A 24,948-nucleotide genomic window follows, 5' to 3' on the forward strand; every position below is an offset into this window, starting at 1 on the left:
GAGGGGGCCACATGAACCGCATTACTGCTGCACCTCGGCGCGGTCCGCTGCTCGTGGCGGTGGTGCTCGCTGCGGTCCTCGGAGCCGGTGCGATCGCCTCGTCACCTGCCGTGGCGGCACCGAGCATCCGGGGTCCCGTTCCCGCGCTGCTGGCGCCGACCGACCTGGAGACAGGCGACCCGGAGCCGCCGGACGACACTCCGGTTCCGGACGGGCTGGACGAACCGTCGCCCGTTCCGGATGAGACCGTCGTCGAGTTCCCACCCCCTCCGGCCCCGAATCTGATCCCGAACGCCAACACCGTGCGGATGGCGTGGGTCGGGACGCCCGCCCAGCGCCCGGCAGACAGCGCGCTGCTCACACTTCAGGCGGCGATCACCGCGGCCCCGGCGGACGGGGTCGTCTCCTTCGTCCCCAGCGACTACGCCTTCACCGGAGCGCTCACGGTCACTCGCGCGGTGACGCTCGACACCAGCGCCGCTTCCATGCTGTACACCCGGTTCACCGTCAGCGCCGGCGGACTGCAACTCGCCGACGATGTCACGGTGGGGGTCGCATCGACAGGGGCCACCATCTCGGTCACGGGCACCGATGTCGCGATCCGGGGTGTGACCGTGCGGAATCCGAATGCGGTCGCGAGGCCCACCGGAATCCAGGTGGGGGCGGGGCTGACGGGCATCGTCATCGACGGTTTCACGATGGACGGCGGCGGGGTCGTCTCGTCGTACGGCATCAACCTGACGACGGGATCGGCCTCGATCACGGATGCCGAGATCAGCGGCGTGGCGACCGGGGTCGCGGTGACCGCCGCATCGACCGCCGGCGGGATCGTCGTCACCGGGGGCAGCTTCACCGCGGCGACCTCGGGTATCTCCCTGGGGGCTGCGACGGAACCGCAGGTCTCGGGAGTCGAGGTCACCGGCACCGCCGGCACCGGTACCGGGATCGATCTGGCGAACTCGAACGGAGCACGCGTCGAGCTCGTGACCGTCGACGGCTTCGCCCGCGGCATCGGCACCGCCACGACCAACGCATCGGCCGGTGCGACCATCACCGACGCGACCATCACCGGGGCCAGCCGCGAGGGCATCGCGCTCGGCGCCACGACCGGAGCGAGCATCGTCCGCGCGGACATCGCGGGCACGGGTGCCGTCCAGTCGACGGGCATCCTGACCCTCCGCTCGACGAGCGTCAGGATCGACGCACCGACGATCACCGGGATGATGTACGGCATCACGACGCACGTGGACAACGACGGTGAGGGCCCGGAGATCATCGCCCCGCGGATCACCGCGTTCGGCGGGATCACTCTCGGCTCGACGCAGCGGGCCTCGGTCACGGATCCCGTGCTCGACGCCGGAACATGGGGCGACAGCGGCACCGGGATCAATCTCGTCAACGCCGGTCGCGTGACGGTGACAGGCGTGCAGGCGACGGGGTTCCTCTACGCGATCGGTTCGCAGTCGTCGTTCACCCCGGAGTCGGATCGTGCGGACATCAGGATCTCCGACGTCCGCGCCGACGGTGCGCCGGATGCCTCGAGCGGCATCTACCTGCTCGGTGCGACGAACGCGACGATCTCGGATGTCGATGCCGAACTGACCGGCGCGGCGCTCGTCATCCACCAGTCCATCGGTGTGCGCGCGCAGGACATCGTCGTCCACGGCCGCTCCGGTCTGACCCCGGTGACCGGTGCGGCGATCCTCCGGGCGTACGGCTCGCAGGATGTGCACGTCGACCGCGCATCCATCGACGCCGGCTCGTACGGGTTCTTCTACTCGGCGACCTCCGGAGCGACGGTGCAGAACGCCACGGTCGCCGGTGTGGTGGAGCGCGCGCTCTACGGTCGCAGCGTTTCGAACCTCGATATGGGTTCCTCCACCTTCACGGGCAATGCCGCGGTCGGGGCATTCGTGGTGACGACACCCGAGAACGGGATCAGCCACGACATCGTCATCCACGACAACGTCATGACCGACAACGACGGCGGGATCCACGTGCTCCAGGGGACGACGGCCACCCAGGTCGTGCGCAACACGGTGAGCGGCCAGCCCGACGTGGTGACGGCCGGAGGAGCGCACGATCTGCTCGTCGCGGAGAACGACATCGACCACGCGGCCGACGGCGTCGGGGTGCGGGTCACGCCGCTCTGGGAGGACGGCGTGGAGGCGGGGTCGTACTCGTCCTCCGATGTCCGCGTGCGCGACAACGTCTTCACCGGAGTCGGCACATCCGTGGTCGTCGGCACCGCGGATCCGGCCAGTCCCGAGGCGGAGCGACGGACTCTGCGGGATCCGGTCCTCGTCGTCGGCAACACCTTCGATCCGGATTCCACTGCGGTGCGGACGTTCCCCAATGCCGTCGTCGGTGCGGATGCGGCAGCGGGTGTCGAGCGCTCGCTGCCCGGAGACGGCCCCGTGGCGGTGGATGCCCGCAACCACGACGACCCCAACGACTGGGGCTCCGAGTGCCTGGCGACCGGATACCTCGATGACGCGCTGTTCTACGACGGGGGCGGGGCCGCCGTCTACGAGCTGACGGAGGCGCCGGTCCTCTACCCGATGAACTGCATCGACCTCTCACTCCAGCAGACGCTCGAACTCGACGACGATCAAGTCCTCGCAGCGGGCGACACCCTCACCTGGACTCTCACGCCGCAGAACATCGGACCGCGGGCGGCGCCGGCCGGGTGGTCGATCACCCAGCTGCTGCCCGACGGAGTGGAACTCGTGTCGATGTCGGGCGACGGGTACACGGTCGACGGACTCACGGCGACGGCCGCCGAAGAGCTGCCTGCGGGCGCCGACGGGCCGGTGCTGTCGGTCGTCGTCCGGATCGTCTCCGTGCCCGCCGGCACCGAGACGATGCGCAACGTCGCCTACGTCGCACCGGCGGGGATCACCGACCTCGACGACGACGGATTCGACGACGTCGTCTTCGAGCAGCTGAACCCGCTCGAGGTGCCGACGATCGACACCGACACCGAGGCATCCGCCACGGACAACGATGCGCAAGGGGTTTGGGCTGTGCGCGCGGGCTCGGATCCGTCGGGAGGTGGAGGCGGCGGTGGTTCCGGTGGCGGAACCGGCGGTGGGCTGGCGTTCACCGGGGCGGATGCGGCACCGGGTCTGGCTGCGGGAGTGCTGCTGCTCCTCGCGGGACTGACGCTGGCGATGCGTCGGAGGCCCCGCGTCTGAGGTCGGGAGCTGTCGGCGCTCGCGTGCCGACTACTCCGCCGACTTCCCCGGGATCTGGAGGGCCTCGGCGACCGTCTCGGCGACGATCCCGCTCGCGCGGACATCGAGGTGGATGCCGTCCGGATGCCGTGTGACGGATCGGCGGGTGACGTCGAACACGTCGATCAGGTCGACCCCCAGCCTGCTCGCGACGGCGCGCACGATCGGGGCCGCCTCGTCGGCGATGATCCGCTCGTGGACCCCGCGGCGATTCGGGAACGCGACAGGCGGAGTCAGCAGGAAGACGGTCGCTCCGCGCGTGCGATAGCGCTCCACGAACGCGGCGAGCTGGGTCTCGTAGCGCTCCGCATTCCAGTTGTCTCCGCGGGCATCGTTCGAGCCGAGCATGACGAGCACGATGTCCGCTCCGGCCTGCAGAGACGCCGTGGCCTGGGGAGTCGCGTCGTACGGCCAGTCGCCTTGCTGTTGCAGCGTGCACCGATTCACGCCGTAGTTGAGCACCTTGTATCCGTCGCCGAGGATCCGCTCGAGCTGCGCAGGATACGAGTTGCGCTGGCGGCCACGGAGCAGTGCGCCGGCCCCGTAGGTGTTGCTGTCGCCCACGGCGGCGATGGTGATCCGTGCCTCGCGTCGACGCGGGAGCGGCGGAAACATGATGCGGCGGTAGACCACCGTGCCGACGCCGACCAGCACGGCGAGCGACGCGGCGACGGCGAGGAGGGGGAGTCGGCTGCCACGGATTCGGGTCATCGCGGCGTCCCGTCGGCCACAACACGGATCATCCGTCCATCCTCTCTCAATCGCCGTCTGACGGGGCTGCACGCGGGAGACTGTCTCCGACGCCCACACGCACGACAGGAGAACGATGACGACCGTCTTCCCCCGCTCCGTCTCCGTGGTCATCCCGGTGCGGAACGACGCCGTCCTTCTGGAGCACTGCCTCCGCGCTCTTGAGCGGCAGACCCGCCGACCCGACGAGGTCGTGGTCGTCGACAACGGCAGCACGGATGACACCGTGGCCGTCGCCGAGCGGTTCGGTGCACGCGTGGTGACCGAGCCCGTGCAGGGCATTCCTCGGGCCTCGGCGGCGGGCTACGACGCGGCGACCGGCGACATCATCGCGCGATTGGATGCCGATTCGCGCCCGAGGCCCGACTGGATCGAGCGGATCGAGCGGACGTTCCGGAGCCGCGACGGCCTCGACTTCCTCACCGGCGATCCGAGCTTCTACGGCTCCACGCCGCTGGTGCACTGGATGGGGGAGCACCTCTACATCGGCGGCATGTACACGGTGCTCACCCCGCTGCTCGGGCATGCGCCGCTGTTCGGCTCGAACATGGCGATGCGCGCCGAGACCTGGCGGATGCTGAGCGGCGAGGTGCACCGCGAGGAGCAGAACATCCACGACGACTTCGACCTGTCGTTCCACGTGCGCCCCGAGATGACCGTGCTGCGGGACCGGAGTCTGGTCGTCGAGGTGTCGGCGCGCCCGTTCCGGGACTGGGCGTCACTCCGGCGTCGGCTGAGCTATGTGCTCCCCACGGTCCGGCTGCATCTGTCGCACGAGCCGCTGCGCGTGCGGCGACGGGCGCGGCGTGAGGCTGATGCGGAGGCCCTCCGCGGTTGAGTCAGCCGTCGGCGCGCGTGTAGAGATCGAGCAGATCAGCCGTGAGTTGATGCGGAGTGGTCTCGCTCGGGCTGTGCCCGGTCGCGTAAGCGCGGAAGTCGGCGCCGATGTCGTGGGCGTAGCGTTCATGGGCGGCGAGCGGCCACAGGTCATGCGAGCCGGCGACGACCAGCTTCGGCATGTCCAGTGCCCGCACGCGGCCGCGCACATCGGGTGCGGTCATCATGAGCCCGACGATCTCGTCGACGCTGCGCCTGCTCGTGAGCGCGAACCGGGAGCGGACGAACTCGAGCCTCCGGGGTGGGACGCGGTTCTTGTTCGTCACGATCCCCCAGATCATGAGTCCGGCGCCCCGGCGAGGGCTTGCTATCGGGGCGATCGGGCCCAGCCACTTCATGGTCGCGAAGACGTTGCCGACGCCGGGGGGAGTGGTCAGGAGCGCCAGGGAGAGCACGAGATCGGGGCGACGGACGGCGACCAGCTGCGCGACCGTGCCGGCGAAGGAGTAGCCCAGCAGATGAGCGGGGGTGCCGGCTTCGAGGAAGGCGATGAGGTCGCCGATGAACAGCTCGTATGTGTAGCTCGTGTGCGCCCCGGCGGCATGTGATTCGTACTGTCCGGCGAGGTCGAACGACTGCACGAAGAAGCCCGCCTCCGCCAGGAGTGGCAGCATCAGTGCGAAGTCCTCTTTGGAGCCGGTCGCCCCCGGTACCAGGACCACGCGCGGATGCGCGGGATCGCCCAGCGACACCACGGCCAGCTCGCCGCTCGGCGCCGAGAATCGCGAGGCCGTCGACCCGACGGGCGGCACCGTCCAATCGACGTCGCCGAGTGCCGCGTCGAGGTCTGCCGGGGCGATGTGCGCCCGCTCACTCCGCGAATCCGTCGACACGCTGAAAAGCTACTCCCCGATGGACCTGCGCAGAAGGATCACGCGCGGGATGAGGTGGATCAGCGGGGCGGTGAGAGAAACCCCCGGTCCTGCATCAGCATCGTCTCGGCCAGTGCGCGTGCCGTCTCCCACGGCGTGCCGAACGTCTCCATGCCGACCGTGACGATGGCACCCTCGTACAGCAGCATCAGGGCCTTCGACATCAGGTCGGGGTCCGCGGCGCCGGCCTCCCGGCAGAGCTCGGCGAACAGGTCGAGCAGCCAGGCCTTCTGCCGCGCCACCTCGGGGAAGACGGGATGGCCATCGTGGCCGTCGCCGATCTCGGCGCGCGCGTTGATCGCGCTGCACCCCTTCGGGCTGTTCTCGTCCGACCAGGTGATCGCCGCGTCGAACACGGCGAGCACGCGCTCGATGCCGGGCTCGGGCACGCGCGAGAGGTGCTCGGCGACGTGTGTCCGCCAACGCGCATCGCGGTGCTGGAGGTAGGAGACGACCAGCGCTTCCTTGGAGCCGAAGCGGTCGTAGAGGGTCTTCTTGGTGACGCCAGCGGCCTCGGCGATCGTGTCGACCCCCACCGCGTGGATGCCGCGCTCGTAGAAGAGCAGCGACGCCGCGTCGAGCACGCGGGAGGCGCCAGGGGTGAGCGGGGCGAGGTCGGGGACGGGGACGGCCATGACGTTGAGTATACCAACCTGTATAGTCGGGGGAAAGGGTATACAGATCGGTATAGTTCGTGTCAGTGTGACGATCGCGGCATCCGTGGCCTTCGTCGTCACCTGGAGCTCCGGATTTCTCGTGCCGGCGATCGCCGCCGTCGAGGTGCCGCCGCTGACGCTGCTCGTCTGGCGCTTCGTTCCCCTCGCTGCGATCCTGCTCGCGATCGTGCTTTTCACCGGTGCTGCTCGCGGCGTCACGCGGCGCGACCTGGCCCGACAGGCGGTCATCGGACTCTTCGCCCAGTTCGGCTACTGCACGGCGGTGTACATGGCCATCGCCTCGGGCGTCGCCACCGGCACCACGGCGCTGATCGATGCCGTGCAGCCCCTCGTTGTCGCAGCGCTGGTCGGTCCGCTGCTCGGGCTCCGCGTGCGCGCGGCGCAGTGGGCTGGACTCCTGCTCGGGGCCGTGGGGGTCCTGCTGGTCGTGCGCTCGCAGCTCGAAGGTTCCGCGGCGCACCCGATCGCCTACCTGTGGCCTGCCCTCGCGATGGCGTCCCTGATCGTCGCCACGTTCCTCCAGCGCCGCTCCGAACCGCGGACGAGCACCCTGGTGACGCTGACCATCCACGTCACGGTGACCGCTGCCGCCCTCGTGCCGGTCGCCGCAGTCTTCGGTGCGCTCGCGCCGCCGGCATCCGCATCGTTCTGGATCGCCGCCGGATTCGCCGCTGTCTTCCCGACGCTCGCGGCCTATGGGCTCTACTGGTGGTTGCTGCGCCGGGTCGGCATCACCGCTCTGAATGCGCTGCTCTTCCTGATCGCGCCGACGACCGCGCTGGCGGGCGCGCTCCTGCTGGGTGAGCCGCTCACGGTGCTCACCGTCCTCGGTTTCGCCCTCTGTGCCGGCGGTGTGGCCGCGGTGCTCGTGAGCGAGACGCGCGCCGTGCATAACTCCTCAGAATCGTCGGGAGATTCGCGATCCGGGGCTCTGGGGGCGGTTTCGCGCGCGTTCATCGAGGAGTTGTGAACACCCTCCGATAGTTGCGCTTTCGCAACTATCGGAGTATGGTTGACCTCGATCAACTTTCTACGCAGGAGCGTTACCCCCGTGACAAACACCACATCCTCAGCACCCGAAGCCACCCGCTCGGCCCGCGAGGTCTTCACCGCGATCTCCGGACTCGTCGTCGGCATGTTCGTCGCCGTGCTCTCGGGCACCGTCGTGTCGACCTCGATGCCGGTCATCATCGCCGACCTCGGCGGCACCCAGTCCCAGTACACCTGGGTCATCACCGCGAGCCTGCTGGCCACCGCCGTCTCGACCCCCATCTGGGGCAAGCTCGCCGACCTCGTCGACCGCAAGGTCCTCGTGCAGATCTCGCTCATCCTCTTCACGGTCGGCACCGTGATCGCCGGCTTCTCGACCGACACGAACATGCTCATCGCGGTTCGCGTCATCCAGGGCATCGGCGTCGGCGGCCTGATGTCGCTCGTCATGATCGCCGTGGCCCTCATCATCTCCCCGCGTGAGCGCGGCAAGTACATGGGCGTCGTCGGCGGCATCATGGCCCTCGGCACCATCGGCGGCCCGCTGCTCGGCGGACTCCTCACCGACGTGTGGGGCTGGCGCTCCAACTTCTTCGTCGGCGTGCCGTTCGCGATCCTCGCCCTCGTCCTGCTGCAGTTCACGCTGCACCTGCCCAAGCCGCAGCGCGACAGCAAGGTCTCGATCGACTACTTCGGCATCGTGCTCCTCGCGGTCGGCGTCTCGACCCTGCTCATCTGGGTCTCGATGGGCGGCAGCCAGTTCGACTGGGACTCCTCGACGAGCATCATGCTCGCCGTCATCGCCGGAGTCGCGATCGCCGCCTTCATCACGGTCGAGTTCTTCGTCAAGGAACCGATCGTGCCGATGTCGCTGTTCCGCAACCGCACCTTCACCCTCTCGGTCATCGCCTCGATCGCCATCGGCGTCTCGATGTTCGCGACCTCGGTGTTCCTCGCGCAGTACTTCCAGCTGGCTCGTGGCGCCACGCCCACCGAGTCGGGCCTGATGACCATCCCGATGATCATCGGCCAGATGGGCGCGTCGATCATCATCGGCCAGCTCGTGAGCCGCTTCGGCAAGTGGAAGGGCTGGATGCTGACGGGCTCGGTGCTCGCCACCATCGGCGTCAGTCTGATGGCCACCCTGCGCTACGACACCCCGTTCCCGCTGGTCGCGGTGTACATGTTCATCCTCGGCGCGGGTCTCGGCATGGTCATGCAGAACCTCACGCTCATCGTGCAGAACGACACCGCGCCGCAGCAGCTGGGCGCCGCGTCGTCGAACGTGAACTTCTTCCGCACGATCGCCGGCACCATCGGCGTCACGGTCATGGGGGCGATGCTGTCGACCAGCGTCGCGTCGTACATCACCGACTCGCTCAAGGGTTTCACGCCGACGACCCCCGCCGAGGTCGATGCGCTCAAGCACCTCGCCTCGGGTGACGTGCCGAAGGTCGGGCAGCTGCCCGACACGATCCGCACGATCGTCGAGGGCGCCTACGGCCACGGCATCGCCGACTCGTTCATCATCGCCATCCCGCTCGCGGTGATCGCCATCATCGCGATCGCGTTCATCAAGAACAAGCCGCTGTCGACGAAGAACGCCGCCGAGCAGATGCTCGAGCAGGCGGAGGAGTCGATCATCGAGGTCTCCGAGGCCGAGGTCGGCGCGTCGCTCTCCACCGGGGCCATCCGGCTCGGAGGTGCGGAGTCCGCGTCGCCCGCGACCGGTTCGGTGCGCGTCCTCGAACGCGAAGATCGGGACCAGGAGCGCTGAGATGCTCGCCCCCGCAGCGGTCGAGCCGGCAGATGTCGACAGCGCGCTCGGTGACCTCCAGGCGCACCTGAACCTCATCTTCGCGAGGACCAGGTCGCTGTGGAAGGAGTCTGCAGCTCGGGTGCACCCCGAGCTGCAGGTGGCCGGGTACAAGCTGCTGACGTTCATCGCCCGGGCGGGCACCGCGAACGCGCATGAGCTGGCCGAGCGGTTCGAGATGGACAAGTCGGTCATCAGCCGTCAGGTGCGGATGCTGGAGGAGGCAGGACTCCTCGAGTCCCGGCCGGACGAGCGGGACGGGCGGCTCCGGGTGCTGAGCGCGACCCCGTCGGCATGCACGGCGCTCGCCGAGGTCCGCCGCGAGTACGGCACCCGCCTGCAGGCCGTCGTCGACGAGCTCACCCCCGACGAGATCCAGGCCGCATCCAAGGTGTTCCGACTCCTCGCAGAGGTCTGAGTGAAGCCCCGCTGTCGCGTTCGACGGCGGGGCTTCGCCGTACACTGGCGAGCATGAGCGCCTCGTCCGACGCCCCCGCCGACACCCCCGCCGACACCCCCGCATCTCCCTCTGAAGAGGGCCGTCTGAGCGGGGCGGATCTCGATCAGGCCGTCACCAGGGTCGAGCAGGAACTCGGTCGTCTCTTCGCGCGCATCCGCATCAGCTGGCGCGAGGCCGCCGCGACCGTCCACCCCGAACTGCAGCCTCTCGGCTACCAGGTGCTCACCTCGATCGCGACCGGCAAGGCGACCTCGGCCGGCGCGATCATCGAGCACCTGCAGACAGACAAGTCAGCGGTGAGCCGTCAGGTGCGCCAGCTCGAGCAGCTCGGACTCGTCGAGAGCGTGCACGATCCAGAGGATCGCCGCGCGCGCGTCCTCGTCGCGACCGACCTGGCGCAGGAGCGGATCGCCGTCGCCCGCTCCCGCTACGAGGGGCGCATCGGTGAGCGGCTGCGCAAGTGGACGGCCGCCGACCTCGACCACTTCGCCGACCTGCTCTCCGCCCTCGGTGGCAACTGAAGGGGAATACGAGGCTCGCCCCGAGCCTTACCTCCCTCTGTGACCCTCTTCGATCCGGCCGTCTTCGGCGCCCTGCAGCTGTCCAATCGCGTCGTCATGGCGCCGCTCACCCGCACCCGCGCGGATGACGACGGGGTGGCCAGCGAGGTGATGGCGGAGTACTACCGGCAGCGCGCGGGTCAGGGCCTCATCATCTCCGAGGGCACCTGGCCAGCTGCCGAAGGCAAGTCCTATGCGGGCCAGCCGGGCATCGTCACGCCCGCCCAGATCGAGGGGTGGCGGCCCGTCACCGCAGCGGTCCACGAGGCGGGCGGCACGATCGTCATGCAGCTGATGCACGGTGGCCGAGTGGGGCACCCGGAGATCTCCGGGCAGCCGCGCGTGGTCGCCCCGAGCGCGCTCGCCGCACCCGGCCAGACGCACACGCCCGTGGGCAAGGCCGACCTTCCCGTCGCCCACGCGCTCACCCTCGACGAGATCCCCGAGGTCGTCGAGCAGTTCGCACAGGCCGCGCGCAACGCGATCGCCGCGGGCTTCGACGGCGTCGAGGTGCACGGTGCCAACGGCTACCTGGTCCACGAGTTCCTGTCGCCCGTGTCGAACATCCGCGACGACCGGTACGGCGGTTCGCCCGAGAACCGCGCCCGCTTCGCGATCGAGGTCGCGACAGCCGTCGCGGCGGCGGTGGGCGCCGACCGCACCGGCATCCGGCTGTCGCCGCAGCACAACATCCAGGGCGTGCTCGAAGAGGATGACGCAGACGTACACGCGACCTACGCCGCCGTCGCCCAGGGACTCGCCCCGCTCGGTCTCGCCTTCGTCGACGTGCTGAGTGCCGCACCGACGAGCGAGCTCGTGCAGCACATCCGGCGCACGGCGGGCGCGCCCCTGATCATCAACACCGGCTTCGGTGTCGTCACGACGCGGGACGATGCCGAGGCCCTGGTCGATGACGGATGGGCGGATGCCGTCGCCGCCGGTCGCCCCGTGATCGCCAACCCCGACCTGGTCGAGCGGTGGCAGGAGGGGGCCGAGCTCAACGACCCGCGCCCGCAGCTGTTCTACGGACGCACGGCAGAGGGGTACACCGACTACCCGTCGCTGGAGGTCGTGCGCGCCGGGGTCTGAGGGCCCGTCGAGAGGCGCGTGACAGCGAGGTCGACCAGGGGCAGGGCGTCTCGGGGGATGACCATCGAGCACACGACATGCTCGTCGACGCGGAATCCGACGCTGTAGACGAACGGGTCGGTGTCGATCTGCCGCGCGGGGCGGTGTTCTCCATCGACGTCGAGTGAGGCGTCCGACGCCGCGGTGGTCGTCGCGGCCCACGCGTCGTCGTCATCGGTGCGCGGATCCCACGAGAGGCCGAGCTCCTCGCGGAATCGGTTGCGCAGGATGTGGTTGGTGTGGGCGACGAGCTGCTCGTCGAGGAAACTCCCTTCGCGAGCAGGGGAAGCACGCCAGGTGGTGCGCACTGCCTCCCACAGCATCGGGTATCGGAACGCCTGCACCTGCTCGATCAGCCAGGCCGGACGCCCCCACGGCGGTTCGTCTTCGAGGGAACGCCTCGTCGCCTCGTCCAGCTCGATCTCATTGCGGTGGTCGGCATGATCGTCGGGGTACCGCCACAACGTGTAGCTGAAATCCGTGGACACCTCTTCGCTGCCCGCCGAGCCGCCGATCTCCGTGAAACCGGCGATCGACATGCGCGTGAGCGCCGGCTGCGGCCTCAGCTCGAAGACGGGGAACGGAAGGCTCCGCAGTCGGGCCTCCGCCTCGATGCTCGGGTCTGGCGCGTCCATCGGGACTACTCCGCTGTACTCCATCGGTCCAGTGTGCCCCGTCGGCCCGCGTCACAACAGGATGTCGTCCGCAGTGTCCAGAGCCTGCCACCCGATCTCGCGGGCTCCCGGTCGCTCACGCACATCTGCACGGGGCAAGTGTCCGAGGTCGATGCCGGTCAGGGCCGCGACGTCGGCGATCGGCACTTGGAAGGTGCGGAAGGCGCCGAGAGGAGGGACGGCGAGCACCCCCTCCCGCGTGTCGACGAGGTCTGACTGATCGAGAACGAAACCGGCGGCGGCGAGCCCGCCCGGCCCCTGCCAGGCGGCGATCTTCCAGAACCGCAGCGGAATCCGGATGCCGCGGTACGGGGGGTCGTCGTCGGCCAGGACCGGCGCGGTGAAGACCGACACCCGCTGATCGGTCGTCTCGGCGTAGGCGAGCACATGGTCTTCGAGGCCGAGCCACAGCTCCTTCGACTGGTTGAAGCCGGCGGCCTGCGGTGCGGCGTTCGGGTAGAAGAAGGTCGCCTCGGTGGCGGCGCGAGCCACGTCGACCGGCCCCCATCCGGGATCGCGGCGGCGCACGAGGTGCCCGCGGTCGAGGTCGTTGTGGGCATACACCTCCGGCCCGGTCTGCTCGGCGGCCGGCACGCGTTCGTCGAGACGCCAGTCGCCGGTGCGCGGGAGATCCTGCAGCGAGGCGCCGTCGATGTTCACCGCGGTCACTGCGGCGAGCTGCCGTGCAGGATCGAGCAACACCGTGAAGCGCGGATAGGGGAGCGGGCGCACCGGCTGCGCCGGGCGTGGAAGGGGGAGAGTCGCTCCGAGGAACTCCGGATCGTAGCCGTCGGTCATGCCCTCATCGTGCCCGGTGCCACCGACGCGCGCACCTGCGGCCTCATAATGCGCATGATCCCACCGCGCGTCGACCGATCGCCGAGGGATGCCGTGCCCCGCAACGAGTGGGTATCCGCGGCCGAGGTCCGCGACGCAGTACAAATAATGCGCATTATCACCTTGACCTGCCTCGACCGCAGCGCCGAGACTCAGGTGTCGTTCGGGTGAGGGACCCGACACCTGATCGAGGAGGATCGATGCCGCGTCGTCGCTTCACCCAGGCCGATGTCGCCGCCATGGCGGGCGTCAGTCAATCGACGGTGAGCTTCGTGCTCAACGGAAGCGCCCCCGCCGGCGTGCGGATCTCGGAGGAGACGCGGAGCCGGGTGATCGAGGCGATGCGCATCACCGGATACTCGGCCAACCCGATGGCTCAGCGCCTGGCGGGAGGCCGAAACCAGATCCTCGGGGTGTTCACCTACGAGAAAACGTTCCCGCGCGGGGGTCAGGACTTCTACGGCGGATTCCTCAACGGCATCGAGCAGGCGGCCGAGCAGCTCGGCGTCGACATGCTGCTGTTCACGTCGGCGCGGGTGGTCGACGGCCGCCGTCGGCTCACCCGCGACGGGTGGCAGCGACTGGGCATCGCCGACGGCTGCCTGCTGCTCGGACAGCAGGAGGACCAGAGCGAGTTGCAGCACCTCCTCGACACCAACTATCCGTTCGTGTTCATCGGGAAGCGGACCAGCGAGGGGCGGATGCTGCCGTTCGTCGGGGCCGACTACGTCGAAGCCACCGCCCGTCAGGTGTCGCGCCTGACCGAGCGCGGCCACACCCGCATCGGCTACGCCGGACCGCGGGGCACCGATCAGCCCACGCTCGACCGCATCGAGGGCTACACCCGCGCGATGCGCGACGCAGGTTTCCCCCTGCGGTTCGTCGACGTCGACGACGTCGCCGACGCCGCCGACGAGATCGTCGAGCGGGGACTCACCGCGATCCTCGTGGCTCCCGAACACCACCCCGAAGAGCTCGCCGACGAGCTCGCCGTGCGCGGGCGACATGTCCCGCAGCACGTCTCGATGCTGTTGCTCGGCCAGCCGCTGCATCCCCGCAAGGGCGGTCGCTCCTGGTCGGGCTTCGTCGTGCCCCGCGAGGAGATGGGCGCGCGCGCCGTCGTGCTGCTCTCCCGGATCGTCGAGCAGGAGTCTCGTGCCGAGGGCGCCTCCCGCCGAGAGCCCGTGCTCGACGATGCGGATTACCACCAGCTTCTTCCCTGCCCTGACGTCGACGGTGCAACGATCGCCGCCGCCGTCTCCTCATCCTCCGAAAGGAACCCCGCGTGACCGAGCACGACATCCACACCGACATCCTCATCGTCGGAGCAGGTCTCGGCGGCGTCGCCGCCGCCCTCGCTGCCGCAGATCGAGGTGCCCGCGTCGTGCTGACGGAGGAGTTCCCGTGGATCGGAGGGCAGCTCACGTCGCAGGCGGTTCCGCCGGATGAGCACCCGTGGGTCGAGGAGTTCGGGATCACCGCACGCTACCGCGCCCTGCGCGACGGCATCCGCGACGTGTACCGACGCCGCTACCCGCTGACCGACGCCGCGCGCGAGCGAGATGAGCTGAACCCCGGCGCCGGCTGGGTGTCGAAGCTCTGCCATGAGCCGCGGATCGCGGTGGGCGTGCTCGAGGAGATGTTGGCACCCCACCGCTCGACCGGGCGGATCCGGCTCCTCGAGCGGGTGCGCCCGATCGCGGCGACCGCCGACGGCGACGCGATCCGCTCGGTGACCCTCTCCTCGGTGGTCGACGGCGGCGAGACGGTCGTGCGCGCCCGGTTCGTGCTGGACGCGACCGAGACCGGCGAGCTGCTGCCGCTGGCCGACGTGGAGCACGTCACCGGCTTCGAGTCCCGCGCCGAGACCGGGGAGCCGAGTGCGCCCGAGCAGGCACAGCCCGACAACGTGCAGGCATTCAGCGTCTGCTTCGCGATCGATCACGTCGATGGCGATCACACCGTTCCCCGCCCCGCCGAGTACGACTTCTGGCGCGAGTACGCGCCGGCAGCGTGGCAGGGGGAGCGGATGCTCTCCTGGCAGGCGCCGAACCCGCGCACGCTCGAGATCGGCACCCGTGGGTTCGCCCCGAACCCCGGAGACGACGTGCTCGACGTCGACGCCGATCAGTCCCGCAACGCCGGTGACGCCAACCTCTGGACCTTCCGCCGGATCGCCGCCCGCGACCTCTTCGCGGACGGGTTCTACGAGAGCGACATCTGCCTCGTCAACTGGCCGAGCATCGACTACTTCCTCGCTCCCGTGCTGACGGCCGACCGCGAGGAGGAGATCGCGCACTACGAGCGCGCCCGTCAGCTCAGCCTCTCGATGGTGCACTGGATGCAGACCGAGGCTCCTCGACCCGACGGTGGCTTCGGCTTTCCCGGGCTGCGTCTCCGACCCGATGTGATGGGGTCGGACGACGGCCTCGCTCAGGCCCCATACCACCGGGAGTCGCGCCGCATCCGCGCGCTCACGACGATCACCGAGAACGACGTCTCCTACGCCGTCCGCGGTGATGACGGGGCGACGCGCTACCGCGACTCCGTCGGCGTGGGGATGTACCGGATCGACCTCCACCCCTCGACCGGGGGCGACACGTACATCGACGTCGCCTCGACCCCGTTCGAGATCCCGCTCGGCGCCCTCATCCCGCAGCGGATGACGAACCTGCTTGCGGCGAACAAGAACATCGGCACCACGCACATCACCAACGGCTGCTACCGACTGCACCCCGTGGAGTGGAACATCGGCGAGGCCGCCGGGCACCTCGCCGCCTACTGCCTCGCCGAGGACACCGCCCCGCACGCCGTGCATGCCGACGACGCCCTTCTCGCCGACTACCAGCGCGAGCTCGACGAGACCGGTGTCGAGCGGCACTGGCCGGAGGGACGAGCCCACGCCTACTGACTCGACGCCGACCCCCTCCCGCAGCACTTGCCCGATCACCGTGAACCCGATCATCACCACGAAGGAGTGAGCATGACCCCCCACATGAAGCGCCGCGCGCGCACCGCGATGGCCCTGGGCGGCGGCATCGCCGCCACCGCCCTCGTCCTCGCCGGATGCAGCGGCAGCCCTGACGCCGCAGAGACCCCCGACGAGCCCGTCGCCCTGCGGATGACCGTCTGGACGGCCGACGAGACCCAGCTGGCGATGTTCCAGGAGATCGCCGACGCCTACGTCGCCGACAACCCGGAGCTCGTCTCGGAGGTCTCCTTCGAGCCGATCCCGTTCGAGGACTACACCACCACCCTCACCACTCAGCTTGCCGGCGGCAACGCCCCCGATCTCGGCTGGATCCTGGAGAGTTACGCCCCCGAGTTCGTCTCGTCGGGTGCGCTGGCCGACATCACCGACACGCTGAAGGAGACCGAGGGCTACGACTATGACGACCTCGTGGAGTCGTCGCTCGCACTGTGGCAACAGGACGATCGGCTGTACGCCTACCCGTTCTCGAACAGCCCGTTCGCGGTGTTCGTGAACACCGACCAGGTCGTAGCCGCCGGACAGCCCAACCCGGCCGATCTGGTCGCATCCGGCGACTGGACCTATGACGCCGCGCGGGACATCTCGGCTGCGGCCGCGCAGTCCTCCGGCAAGCAGGGCCTCGTGGTGCGCGACTTCGACTACCGCGTCTGGGAGAACCTGGCCAGCATCTGGGGTGGCTGGGGAGCAGCACCTTGGAGCGCGGACGGCAGTGAATGCACGCTGACCGACCCGGAGATGGTCGACGCGCTCACCTGGATCCACGACGCCGCGTTCGTCGACAAGGCCATGCCCGGCCCGGGGGTGACGGCGGACTTCTTCGCCGGGGACGCCGCGATGACGATCACGCAGATCAGCCGCGCCTCGGCGCTTGACGACTCGTTCGCATGGGACATCGTGCCGCTCCCCGCCGGTCCCGAGAGTCAGCAGAACGTGATCGGGCAGGCCGGCATCGGGGTGTTCGCCAATGCGGAGCATCCGGAGATCGCCGCCGACTTCCTCGCCTACTTCACCGCCCCGGAGAACGCGGAGAAGCTCGCGACGTACTTCCCGCCGCCCCGCGAGTCGCTGCTGAACGCCGAGACCCTCGCCGCGGCGAACCCGCGACTGAGCGAGGAGCAGCTGCAGGCCGTCGTGGTCGACGGGATCCAGGGTGCGATCACCAAGCCGGCGCACGTCAACTTCGCGAAGCTGCAGGATGCGGTGCGCGCCGAACTCGACGCCCTCTGGGTCGCCGATGCCGATGTCGAAGCAGTGCTCACCTCGACCTGCGAAGCGATCGCACCGCTGCTGGAGGGCTGATCGGATGACCGCATCCGCCCTCCAGGCGGTAGCCGGCGCGGAGCGGAGGGGACCACGTCCTCGCCGCTCCGCGCTGGGCCGCCGCGACTGGATCGTCGGCTACACCATGGTCGCGCCGGTGGTGCTCGGCTCGCTGGCCTTCGTGATCGCACCGCTCGTCGCCGTCGTCTGGTTCTCGCTGCACGACTGGAACGTGCTGGCCAACACCTTCGTGTTCGCCGGCGCAGACAACTACGAGCGGATGCTGACCGACCCCGGCCTGCACAACTCGCTGCTCGTGAGCCTCTGGTTCTCGATCGGGCTCGTCGTGCTGAACATCACCCTCGCGCTGTTCCTCGCCGTGCTGCTCAACCAGAAGCTTCCGGGTACCACGACCTTCCGCACGTTCTTCTTCTCGCCCGTGGTCGTCTCGCTCGTCGCGTGGACCATCGTCTGGAGCTTCCTCCTGCAGGCGGACGGCGGGATCAACGGCTTCCTCTCCCTGATCGGCATCGAGGGACCGAACTGGCTCCGCGGCGACGTCACCGCCATGATCGCGGTGATCGTCGTGCAGGTGTTCAAGAACGTCGGCCTCAACATGATCCTCTTCCTCGCGGCACTCCAGGCGGTGCCGGAGGAGATCAGCGAGGCCGCGCGCATCGACGGTGCCGGCGCGTGGCGGCGGTTCCGCTCGATCACGATGCCGATGATCAGTCCCACGATCCTGCTCGTGATGATCCTCACCATCGTCGGCTCGCTCGAGGTGTTCGCCCAGATCGCTGTCCTCACCGGCGGCGGGCCCGGCAACTCGACGACCGTGCTCGTCTACTACCTGTATCAGCAGGCCTTCCGTTTCAACGACTTCGGCTACGCGAGTGCGATCGCGGTGCTGCTGTTCTTCATCGTCCTGGTGCTGACTCTCATCCAGTGGCAGACCAGGAAGAGGTGGGTGTTCCATGAGAACTGACATCGACGACCGCGTGCAGACCGACGACATCACCACGCGTGCCGTCGTCACCGGTGACGATCGGCGCCGCATCCGCCCGAGCGGGGCGAAGACGAAGCGCCGCTGGGTCGGTGCCGGTCTGATCGCGCTGATGGCGGTGCTGAGCATTCCGTTCGTGTTCCCCACGCTGTGGATGGTCACCAGCAGCTTCAAGCCGATGAGCGAGATCTTGCAGAAGGTGCCGACGCTGTGGCCGCAGGATCCGACCGTCTCCGCCTACGGTGAGGTCTTCCGTCTGCAGCCGTTCGCCCAGCAGTATTGGAACAGCCTCTACATCGCGGCTCTCGTCACGGTGGGGACGATGCTGGTCGCGGCGATGGCCGGATACGCGTTCGCGAGGATCCGCTTCCCCGGTGCCAACGCGCTGTTCCTCGTCGTGCTGGTCGGGCTGCTGGTGCCCAGCGAAGTGACGATCGTGCCGCTGTTCCGCTTCGTGAACGGGCTCGGACTCATCGACACGCACTGGCCGCTCATCGTCGTGCCGATCTTCGGGGCGCCGGCGGTCCTCGCGGTGTTCATCATGCGGCAGTTCTTCCTGGGGCTCCCCGGCGAGCTCGAGGAGGCCGGCCGGATGGACGGGCTCGGTCGCTGGGGCATCTTCTGGCGGATCGCGTTCCCGCTCTCCCGCTCCGCGCTGGCCGCCGTCGCGATCTTCACGTTCCTGAAGTCGTGGAACCTGTACCTGGAGCCGATCGTGTACCTCTCGAGCAAGGACATGTTCACGCTGCCGCAGGCCCTGACTCAGTATGTGGACGCCTACGGCGGGCCGATGTGGAACGTGCAGCTCGCGGCGACGACCCTCACGGTCGTGCCGGTGCTGCTCGTGTTCCTCGTCGCGCAGAAGCAGTTCGTGCAGGGCCTGGCGAACACGGGGCTCAAGGGCTGATGCTCGGCCTGGAAGGATGCTGTCATGCCTCGTTTCGATCTGAGCCCTGAAGAGCTGCGCGCGTACCGGCCCGAGGTCGTCGAACCCGATGACTTCGACGACTTCTGGTCGGCCACGCTGCGGGAGTCGCGCGAGCGAGCTCAGCCGGTGCGGCTGCGGCGGGTGGAGTCGCCGCTGCGGGCGGTGGAGGTGCACGACGTGACCTTCTCCGGATTCGACGGCGACCCCGTCCGCGCCTGGCTGACCCGGCCCGCGGGTGCCCGCGAGGCGCTTCCCGCGGTCGTCGAGTACAACGGGTACGGCGGCGGGCGGGGCTCCCGCACGAGCGGCTCGCCTGGGCGGCATCCGGATTCGCGCATCTGTTCATGGACACGCGGGGGCAGGGTGCCGGGTGGGGCACGGGCGGCGACACTCCCGATCCCCACGGAGCAGGACCGTCATCGCCGGGCTTCATGACCCGCGGCATCCTGGATCCCGCCGAGTACTACTACCGCCGTGTCTTCACCGACGGGGCGCTCGCCGTCGATGCCGTGCGCACCCTCGACGGCGTCGATCCCGACCGCGTGGCGGTGACCGGCACGAGTCAGGGCGGCGGTATCGCGATCGCGGTCGCGGGATTGGTCGGCGGTCTGACGGCTGCGATGCCGGATGTGCCGTTCCTGTGCCACTTCGAGCGCGCGGTCGGGATGACCGAACGTGACCCGTACCAGGAGATCGTGCGCTATCTCTCGGTGCGGCGAGGCGATACCGCCGCCGTCTTCGACACGCTCTCCTACTTCGACGGCGTGAACTTCGCGAAGCGCGCGACGGCCCCCGCCCTGTTCTCGGTGGCTCTCCTCGACCAGGTCTGCCCTCCCTCCACCGTGTACGCGGCGCGGAACACGTGGGCGGGCACGGCCGACATCGAGGAGTACGCCTTCAACGGCCACGAGGGCGGACTCGGCGTGCAGTGGGAGCGGCAGGCGACGTTCCTCTCCGGGATCGTCGGGTAGCGACCCTCAGTCGTCAGCCGACGATCACATCCAGCGCGACGGTGGGGCAGGCGACGCGCGGGAGGTCGGCGAGACCGCTGCCGCGCACCGAGTCGCCGGTCGCCCATCGCGGATCGGTCGACACGACCACGCGTCCGACGCCGTTCGTCAGCGTGACCTCGCTGCCCAGCGCGGCGAACCGGTGGGTCAGGTCCCGCTCGACCGCCGACACGAGCAGGTCGAGTCCGGCGACGCCGATCCGCTGTCCGTCCACATCGGCGGGCACGGCGATCGTGATCGTGTACTCGTCGCTGCAGAGGTAGTCGACGTAGGGGCCGGCGACATGCGGCTCGCCGGTGGTCATCGGCACGCGGTACCACTCGAGCGCGCTGTAGTCGATGTTCTCCTTGTTGAGCGACTGCGAGGCGAGCACGAGCTGCCGCCGGTCGTCACCCTGCCACCACGCCAGGTGGCTGTGGGCGTCGGCGAGCAGATCGATCGCCGCGATGAACCCGGCGCCGTAGACGGGCACGCCGCGCAGGTCGAGTGTCTTCAGGGCATGCGGGCGCACCAGGGCATCGATCTTCGAGCGGGTGAGCGGCCCGGTGGCCCTGGCCTCGGCGACCTGGGTGGCGAACGGGCCCACCCAGTCGACCAGGGCCCGCACGGGCGCGGAGAAGTAGTCCTCCACGATCGCGGCCGCGGCCTGGGTGGCGGTGTCGGTTGCTGTGTTCATCGCGTCCTCCTGTGCACGTCGATGCGGGTCTTCGGAACTAACCGTTCGCGGCCTGGAGCCGGATCAGCGCGTCGATGGTCTCGGCGGCCATGAGCTCGGTCCTCGCCCCGGCGGCGTCGGGGTCTCCGGCCTCCACGGCGTCGATGACGGCGGCGAGGTGCGCGCCCTGCCGTCGAAGATTCTCGGTCTCGTGCGCGACGAGACGCAGATACGGCGAGAGCTCCGCCTGCAGCTTCATCTGCTCGCGAGTCAATCGCGCCGACTGGCTGAGCGCGACGATCTCGATCTGCACGTCGTCGAGCAGCCGGCGCTGCGCCTCGGTGTCGAGTTCGTCGATACGGTCCATCCGACGACGGACCCGCTGGGTCTCGCTGGGGTCGGCGCGCCTCGCCGCGAGGCGGACGCAGGCGCCGGTGATGGCGGCGTAGTGCGCGCCGAGATCGCGCAGGGCGAGGCGCGAGGTGCGACGCACCGCTTCCCGCGCGAACGTCAGGGGATCGGCGTGTGCGGCGACGAAGCTGCCGCCGTTGCGCCCGCGTCGGGTGACGACGAGACCGCGACCGCGCAACGCGAGAAGCGCCTCGCGCACGGTCACCGGAGCGACGCCGAGGCTCTTGCTGAGGTCGGCCTCGGAGGGGAGACGCTCGCCGGCGCGGAGGTGGCCGCGGGTGATCGCGTCGACCAGGCGGCGCTCGACGAGCTCGGCCCTGCCCTCGTCGCCGATGGGCTGGAACAGCGCGCCCTGAAGGCGGTGCGGCTGTTCGTGCTCCGCGTCCGGGGAGGGGTCGGCAGGGGCGTGCGTCGGATGCGTCGTCGAACTCGATGCCATTCTGCGATTCTCCCTTCCGCGCTCACCATACCCAAGAAACTCGCTGTTGACATATTACCTCTGGGTTTATATGTTTTGGGGATCTTCCGAGTTCGACGATGACCGAGGAGCGCGAGATGATCGCCACGGCACCCGCAGCACCCGCAGCCTCAGAGGCCGCCCGTCCCGACGGGACGGTGACCCTGAGCGGCGTCACGAAGTCGTTCGGCGAGTTCACCGCCGTCCGCGACCTCGACCTCGAGGTCGCGTCGGGCGAGTTCCTGTCGATGCTCGGTCCCTCCGGCTCGGGCAAGACGACGGTGCTGCGCATGATCGCCGGCTTCGAAGACACCACCTCCGGCAGCATCCGCCTCTCCGGCGTCGACGTGACCAGGACCCCTCCGCACGCCCGTCCGGTCAACACCGTCTTCCAGGACTACGCGCTGTTCCCGCACCTGACCATCGCCGACAACGTCGGCTACGGATTGCGCGTCCGCGGCGAGGGCAAGAGCGCCAGGGCCGCTCGGGTGCATACCTCGCTGGAGCAGGTGCGGCTCGACCACGTCGCCGACCGCCTGCCGCACCAGCTCTCCGGCGGGCAGCGGCAGCGGATCGCCCTGGCCCGCGCCCTGATCCTGCGCCCCCAGGTGCTGCTGCTCGACGAACCGCTCGGCGCGCTCGACAAGCAGCTCCGCGAGCAGATGCAGATCGAGCTCAAGCAGATCCAGCGCGAGGTCGGCATCACCTTCATCTTCGTCACCCATGACCAGGAGGAGGCCCTCACCCTGAGCGACCGCGTCGCCGTGTTCAACGGCGGCCGGATCGAGCAGGTCGGCACCGCGCGGGATGTGTACGAGCGCCCGGAGACCGAGTTCGTCGCACGCTTCCTCGGGCTCTCGAACCTCATCGGCGGGGAGCTGGCCGAGAGCCTGACCGGCGACCGGCGGACCATGAGCGTGCGTCCGGAGCGGATGCGGCTGACCGGACCGGATGCGGCGCTCGCCGCGGGCGAGGTCTCGCTCACCGGCACGATCAGCGAGATCGTCTACACGGGCCCCGCCACCCGCTACCTCGTGACGACCGACGCGGGCCTCGACCTCATCGCCGAACGCCCGAACGCGCGCCACTCCGCCGACGACGATCTCGCCCGCGGACACCACGTCCGTGCCGTCTGGTCACCCGACCACGCGGCCCGGCTTCCCTGAAGAACCGCACCTGAAACACCGCAACACCCGAACACCTGAGAACACAGCAGCACCGATCACGAAGGAGCGATCCATGCGTAAGAAGATCCTGGCCGCCGCGGCGATGACCGCGGTCGCCGCCCTGGCCCTGTCCGGCTGTTCCACCGGCGGAGAGGAGACGCCGGCCGAGGGTGGCGGCGGACTCCAGATCGACGTTCCCGACATCGCCATGCAGGAGGAGCTCGGCGACTACGAGGGCGAGGTCAACATCGTCGCCTGGAGTGGATTCGTCGAGCCCGCCTGGAGCGACGCCTTCACCACCGAGACCGGCTGCGTCGTGAACCGCCGCGTCGCCGGCACCAGCGACGAGATGGTCCAGCTCATGCGCACCGGCGACTACGACCTGGTCTCCGCCTCGGGCGACGCGAGCCTGCGCCTGATCGCGGGCGGCGATGTGCAGCCGCTGAACCTCGAGCTCATCCCGAACTTCGGCGACGACATCGTCGAGGGCATGAAGGGCCAGATCTACGACACCATCAACGGCAAGTCCTACGGCATCCCGATCGGCCGCGGCGCGAACATCCTGCAGTACAACAGCGATGTCGTGACCGAGGAGCCCACCAGCTGGGACATCGCGTGGGAGAAGGACAGCCCCTACGCGGGCAAGGTCATCGCCTACGACGCCCCGATCTACATCGCCGACGCCGCGGTGTATCTGATGGCGCACGAGCCCGACCTCGGCATCACTAACCCGTACGCGCTCGACCAGAAGCAGCTGGATGCGGCGATCGACCTGCTCAAGCAGCAGAACGACATCGTCTCCGAGTACTGGTCCGACCCCGCGGCGCAGATCACCTCGTTCGCGGGCGGCACCACGGTGCTCGGCACGTCGTGGGAGGTGCTGCGCAAGCTCACCGAGGATGACAAGTTCAAGAGCGTGCTCCCGGAAGAGGGATCGACCGGGTGGTCGGACGCCTGGATGATGGCGACCGAGTCGAAGAACCCGAACTGCGCCTACGCGTGGATGGACTACTCCTCTTCGCCGGAGGTGAACGGCGCGATCGCGATGAACTTCGGCATGGCTCCCGCGAACGCCGCCTTCTGCGACACCAGCGATGAGGCGAAGGCGCACTGCGACTACTTCAACGCCACCGACGAGGAGTACTTCAAGAACGTCTGGTTCTGGACGACACCGATCGAGCAGTGCATCGACGGCCGCACCGACGTCACCTGCACGAACTTCCAGCAGTGGACGGACGCCTGGCTCTCGGTCAAGGGCTGAGCCGCATCGAGGGGCGGGTCTTCCGGCCCGCCCCTCACCTCCGCAGATCTTCCGCCACCACGAACGGGATCGACATGAAGCGCCGCCTCCGCATCGCCGGGCTCCTCGCTCTTCCGATGAGCTGGCTCATCGGGATCTACATCTTCTCGCTGGTCATGCTCCTCGTGACCGCCTTCTGGATCACCGACCCCTTCACCTCGAAGGTGAAGCCCGGTTTCACGCTGCGCAACTTCGAGCAGCTCTTCGTCAATCCGGCCTACCTGTCGACCTCGCTGCGCACCCTCGGGATCGCGCTCGCCGTGACGGTGCTCGCCGTGCTCATCTCCGTCCCCCTCGGCATCTTCATGGCGAAGGTCGCCTCGCCCTGGTTGCGGGCACTCCTCGCGGTCTCGATCACCCTGCCGCTCTGGGCCGGCTACCTGGTCAAGGTGCTCGCGATGCGGATCACCTTCACCGAGCAGGGCTTCGCGAACTGGCTGCTCGCACCCCTCGGGCTCTCCGGCCCCGGCTTCAGCATCCTGACCGTCGTGCTGACCCTCACGTACCTGTGGCTGCCGTACATGGCGGTCCCGGTGTACACCGCGATCCGACAACTGCCGCCCAACCTCTTCGACGCCTCTGCCGACCTCGGTGCGGGCTCGTGGCGCACGATCGTCTCGGTCGTGCTCCCGCTCATCAAGCCCGCCCTCATCGCGGGTTCGGTGTTCACGTTCTCCCTGAGCCTCGGCGACTACCTCGTCGCCCGGTTTGTCGGCGGCGACACGCAGATGATCGGCAGCGTGATCGCGTCGAACATCAACCTGAACCCGCCGCTGGCGGCCGCGTACTCGCTCGTCCCGATCGCCTTCGTCGTCGTCTACCTGGTGAGCGTGCAGCGCACCGGTGCTCTGGAGAGGATGTGAGTCGCG

22 protein-coding genes and 1 pseudogene are annotated in these 24,948 nt (G+C 69.0%); 16 read left to right on the top strand and 7 right to left on the bottom strand.

Annotated elements, in window-relative coordinates; all coding sequences use genetic code 11:
* Positions 1-11 precede the first annotated feature (11 nt).
* Positions 12-3,197, top strand: coding sequence for a right-handed parallel beta-helix repeat-containing protein (locus J7E45_RS14515; RefSeq protein WP_215070227.1), 3,186 nt, complete (start codon positions 12-14; stop codon positions 3,195-3,197).
* Between the two features lie 30 nt (positions 3,198-3,227).
* Here the strand turns inward: J7E45_RS14515 and J7E45_RS14520 are convergent, their stop codons facing one another.
* Positions 3,228-3,947 carry a GDSL-type esterase/lipase family protein gene (locus tag J7E45_RS14520; RefSeq protein ID WP_215070229.1) on the bottom strand — a complete coding sequence of 240 codons (720 nt, stop codon included), beginning with the start codon at positions 3,945-3,947 and terminating at the stop codon, positions 3,228-3,230.
* 115 nt (positions 3,948-4,062) lie between these two features.
* Here J7E45_RS14520 and J7E45_RS14525 point away from each other — a divergent pair, with 115 nt between their 5' ends.
* Complete coding sequence (locus J7E45_RS14525; RefSeq protein WP_167634596.1) at positions 4,063-4,824, top strand: glycosyltransferase family 2 protein; 762 nt, start codon at positions 4,063-4,065, stop codon at positions 4,822-4,824.
* Between the two features lies 1 nt (position 4,825).
* Here the strand turns inward: J7E45_RS14525 and J7E45_RS14530 are convergent, their stop codons facing one another.
* On the bottom strand, positions 4,826-5,716 hold the full coding sequence (locus tag J7E45_RS14530) for an alpha/beta fold hydrolase (protein ID WP_215070231.1): 891 nt from the start codon (positions 5,714-5,716) through the stop codon (positions 4,826-4,828).
* 59 nt (positions 5,717-5,775) lie between these two features.
* A complete protein-coding gene (locus J7E45_RS14535) occupies positions 5,776-6,390 on the bottom strand; it encodes a TetR/AcrR family transcriptional regulator (protein ID WP_215070233.1) in 615 nt (204 codons plus the stop codon).
* 67 nt (positions 6,391-6,457) lie between these two features.
* Between J7E45_RS14535 and J7E45_RS14540 the strand changes: the two genes are divergently transcribed.
* Genes J7E45_RS14540 through J7E45_RS14560 form a run of 5 tightly spaced genes read left to right on the top strand, consistent with a single transcriptional unit; the run spans position 6,458 to position 11,347 of the window.
* Positions 6,458-7,402, top strand: coding sequence for a DMT family transporter (locus J7E45_RS14540; protein ID WP_215070235.1), 945 nt, complete (start codon positions 6,458-6,460; stop codon positions 7,400-7,402).
* A 30-nt stretch (positions 7,403-7,432) separates the two neighbouring features.
* On the top strand, positions 7,433-9,199 hold the full coding sequence (locus tag J7E45_RS14545; protein ID WP_167634631.1) for an MDR family MFS transporter: 1,767 nt from the start codon (positions 7,433-7,435) through the stop codon (positions 9,197-9,199).
* Between the two features lies 1 nt (position 9,200).
* Entirely contained in the window at positions 9,201-9,656 is a 456-nt protein-coding gene (locus tag J7E45_RS14550) for a MarR family transcriptional regulator (RefSeq protein WP_215070237.1), read from the top strand.
* A gap of 53 nt (positions 9,657-9,709) precedes the next feature.
* Positions 9,710-10,219: a MarR family transcriptional regulator gene (locus J7E45_RS14555; protein WP_215070239.1), complete on the top strand. Its 510-nt coding sequence runs from the start codon at positions 9,710-9,712 to the stop codon at positions 10,217-10,219.
* 39 nt (positions 10,220-10,258) lie between these two features.
* Positions 10,259-11,347, top strand: coding sequence for an alkene reductase (locus J7E45_RS14560; protein ID WP_215070241.1), 1,089 nt, complete (start codon positions 10,259-10,261; stop codon positions 11,345-11,347).
* Here the strand turns inward: J7E45_RS14560 and J7E45_RS14565 are convergent.
* Together J7E45_RS14565 and J7E45_RS14570 are read right to left on the bottom strand one after the other, a co-directional pair.
* Positions 11,311-12,021, bottom strand: a complete 711-nt coding sequence (locus J7E45_RS14565; RefSeq protein WP_251054271.1) for a hypothetical protein — start codon at positions 12,019-12,021, stop codon at positions 11,311-11,313. The two genes, J7E45_RS14560 and J7E45_RS14565, sit on opposite strands and share 37 nt — an antisense overlap.
* A gap of 51 nt (positions 12,022-12,072) precedes the next feature.
* Complete coding sequence (locus tag J7E45_RS14570; RefSeq protein WP_215070245.1) at positions 12,073-12,858, bottom strand: DNA/RNA non-specific endonuclease; 786 nt, start codon at positions 12,856-12,858, stop codon at positions 12,073-12,075.
* Between the two features lie 239 nt (positions 12,859-13,097).
* Between J7E45_RS14570 and J7E45_RS14575 the strand changes: the two genes are divergently transcribed.
* From J7E45_RS14575 to J7E45_RS14600, 6 genes and pseudogenes are all read left to right on the top strand, one after another.
* Positions 13,098-14,186, top strand: coding sequence for a LacI family DNA-binding transcriptional regulator (locus tag J7E45_RS14575; RefSeq protein WP_215070247.1), 1,089 nt, complete (start codon positions 13,098-13,100; stop codon positions 14,184-14,186).
* On the top strand, positions 14,183-15,808 hold the full coding sequence (locus J7E45_RS14580; RefSeq protein WP_215070248.1) for an FAD-dependent oxidoreductase: 1,626 nt from the start codon (positions 14,183-14,185) through the stop codon (positions 15,806-15,808). Before J7E45_RS14575 ends, J7E45_RS14580 begins: the two co-directional genes overlap by 4 nt.
* A 72-nt stretch (positions 15,809-15,880) precedes the next feature.
* Positions 15,881-17,188, top strand: a complete 1,308-nt coding sequence (locus J7E45_RS14585) for a sugar ABC transporter substrate-binding protein (protein WP_215070249.1) — start codon at positions 15,881-15,883, stop codon at positions 17,186-17,188.
* 4 nt (positions 17,189-17,192) lie between these two features.
* Positions 17,193-18,134: a carbohydrate ABC transporter permease gene (locus J7E45_RS14590; RefSeq protein WP_215070250.1), complete on the top strand. Its 942-nt coding sequence runs from the start codon at positions 17,193-17,195 to the stop codon at positions 18,132-18,134.
* Positions 18,124-19,059: a carbohydrate ABC transporter permease gene (locus tag J7E45_RS14595; RefSeq protein ID WP_105710549.1), complete on the top strand. Its 936-nt coding sequence runs from the start codon at positions 18,124-18,126 to the stop codon at positions 19,057-19,059. Before J7E45_RS14590 ends, J7E45_RS14595 begins: the two co-directional genes overlap by 11 nt.
* Positions 19,060-19,083: 24 nt before the next feature.
* Positions 19,084-20,051, top strand: a pseudogene (locus tag J7E45_RS14600) (acetylxylan esterase).
* Between the two features lie 13 nt (positions 20,052-20,064).
* On the opposite strand, the gene J7E45_RS14605 reads toward J7E45_RS14600, so the two are convergent.
* Together J7E45_RS14605 and J7E45_RS14610 are read right to left on the bottom strand one after the other, a co-directional pair.
* The gene (locus J7E45_RS14605; RefSeq protein WP_091028527.1) at positions 20,065-20,766 is read right to left on the bottom strand and encodes a cache domain-containing protein; all 702 of its coding nucleotides are present in this window, start codon (positions 20,764-20,766) and stop codon (positions 20,065-20,067) included.
* Positions 20,767-20,803: 37 nt separating this feature from the next.
* Entirely contained in the window at positions 20,804-21,595 is a 792-nt protein-coding gene (locus tag J7E45_RS14610) for a FadR/GntR family transcriptional regulator (RefSeq protein ID WP_215070251.1), read from the bottom strand.
* A gap of 116 nt (positions 21,596-21,711) precedes the next feature.
* Between J7E45_RS14610 and J7E45_RS14615 the strand changes: the two genes are divergently transcribed.
* From J7E45_RS14615 to J7E45_RS14625, 3 genes are all read left to right on the top strand, one after another.
* Positions 21,712-22,779, top strand: a complete 1,068-nt coding sequence (locus tag J7E45_RS14615) for an ABC transporter ATP-binding protein (RefSeq protein WP_215070252.1) — start codon at positions 21,712-21,714, stop codon at positions 22,777-22,779.
* Between the two features lie 73 nt (positions 22,780-22,852).
* Positions 22,853-24,040, top strand: a complete 1,188-nt coding sequence (locus tag J7E45_RS14620; RefSeq protein ID WP_167634587.1) for an extracellular solute-binding protein — start codon at positions 22,853-22,855, stop codon at positions 24,038-24,040.
* Positions 24,041-24,114: 74 nt separating this feature from the next.
* Positions 24,115-24,942 carry an ABC transporter permease gene (locus tag J7E45_RS14625; protein WP_029262205.1) on the top strand — a complete coding sequence of 276 codons (828 nt, stop codon included), beginning with the start codon at positions 24,115-24,117 and terminating at the stop codon, positions 24,940-24,942.
* Positions 24,943-24,948 lie beyond the last annotated feature (6 nt).

The organism is Microbacterium sp. ISL-59 (assembly GCF_018613945.1).
GTDB classification, from domain to species: Bacteria; Actinomycetota; Actinomycetes; order Actinomycetales; family Microbacteriaceae; genus Microbacterium; species Microbacterium oxydans_B.

What these genes read in the sequence shown, in the direction of transcription:
- J7E45_RS14575 (WP_215070247.1), top strand. Translation starts at nt 13,098, where the DNA reads ATGCCGCGTCGTCGCTTCACCCAGGCCGATGTCGCCGCCATGGCGGGC.
- J7E45_RS14570 (WP_215070245.1), bottom strand. Translation starts at nt 12,858, where the DNA reads ATGACCGACGGCTACGATCCGGAGTTCCTCGGAGCGACTCTCCCCCTT.
- J7E45_RS14520 (WP_215070229.1), bottom strand. Translation starts at nt 3,947, where the DNA reads ATGACCCGAATCCGTGGCAGCCGACTCCCCCTCCTCGCCGTCGCCGCG.
- J7E45_RS14605 (WP_091028527.1), bottom strand. Translation starts at nt 20,766, where the DNA reads ATGAACACAGCAACCGACACCGCCACCCAGGCCGCGGCCGCGATCGTG.
- J7E45_RS14550 (WP_215070237.1), top strand. Translation starts at nt 9,201, where the DNA reads ATGCTCGCCCCCGCAGCGGTCGAGCCGGCAGATGTCGACAGCGCGCTC.
- J7E45_RS14585 (WP_215070249.1), top strand. Translation starts at nt 15,881, where the DNA reads ATGACCCCCCACATGAAGCGCCGCGCGCGCACCGCGATGGCCCTGGGC.
- J7E45_RS14515 (WP_215070227.1), top strand. Translation starts at nt 12, where the DNA reads ATGAACCGCATTACTGCTGCACCTCGGCGCGGTCCGCTGCTCGTGGCG.
- J7E45_RS14620 (WP_167634587.1), top strand. Translation starts at nt 22,853, where the DNA reads ATGCGTAAGAAGATCCTGGCCGCCGCGGCGATGACCGCGGTCGCCGCC.
- J7E45_RS14590 (WP_215070250.1), top strand. Translation starts at nt 17,193, where the DNA reads ATGACCGCATCCGCCCTCCAGGCGGTAGCCGGCGCGGAGCGGAGGGGA.
- J7E45_RS14610 (WP_215070251.1), bottom strand. Translation starts at nt 21,595, where the DNA reads ATGGCATCGAGTTCGACGACGCATCCGACGCACGCCCCTGCCGACCCC.
- J7E45_RS14535 (WP_215070233.1), bottom strand. Translation starts at nt 6,390, where the DNA reads ATGGCCGTCCCCGTCCCCGACCTCGCCCCGCTCACCCCTGGCGCCTCC.
- J7E45_RS14565 (WP_251054271.1), bottom strand. Translation starts at nt 12,021, where the DNA reads ATGGACGCGCCAGACCCGAGCATCGAGGCGGAGGCCCGACTGCGGAGC.
- J7E45_RS14525 (WP_167634596.1), top strand. Translation starts at nt 4,063, where the DNA reads ATGACGACCGTCTTCCCCCGCTCCGTCTCCGTGGTCATCCCGGTGCGG.
- J7E45_RS14615 (WP_215070252.1), top strand. Translation starts at nt 21,712, where the DNA reads ATGATCGCCACGGCACCCGCAGCACCCGCAGCCTCAGAGGCCGCCCGT.
- J7E45_RS14555 (WP_215070239.1), top strand. Translation starts at nt 9,710, where the DNA reads ATGAGCGCCTCGTCCGACGCCCCCGCCGACACCCCCGCCGACACCCCC.
- J7E45_RS14595 (WP_105710549.1), top strand. Translation starts at nt 18,124, where the DNA reads ATGAGAACTGACATCGACGACCGCGTGCAGACCGACGACATCACCACG.
- J7E45_RS14625 (WP_029262205.1), top strand. Translation starts at nt 24,115, where the DNA reads ATGAAGCGCCGCCTCCGCATCGCCGGGCTCCTCGCTCTTCCGATGAGC.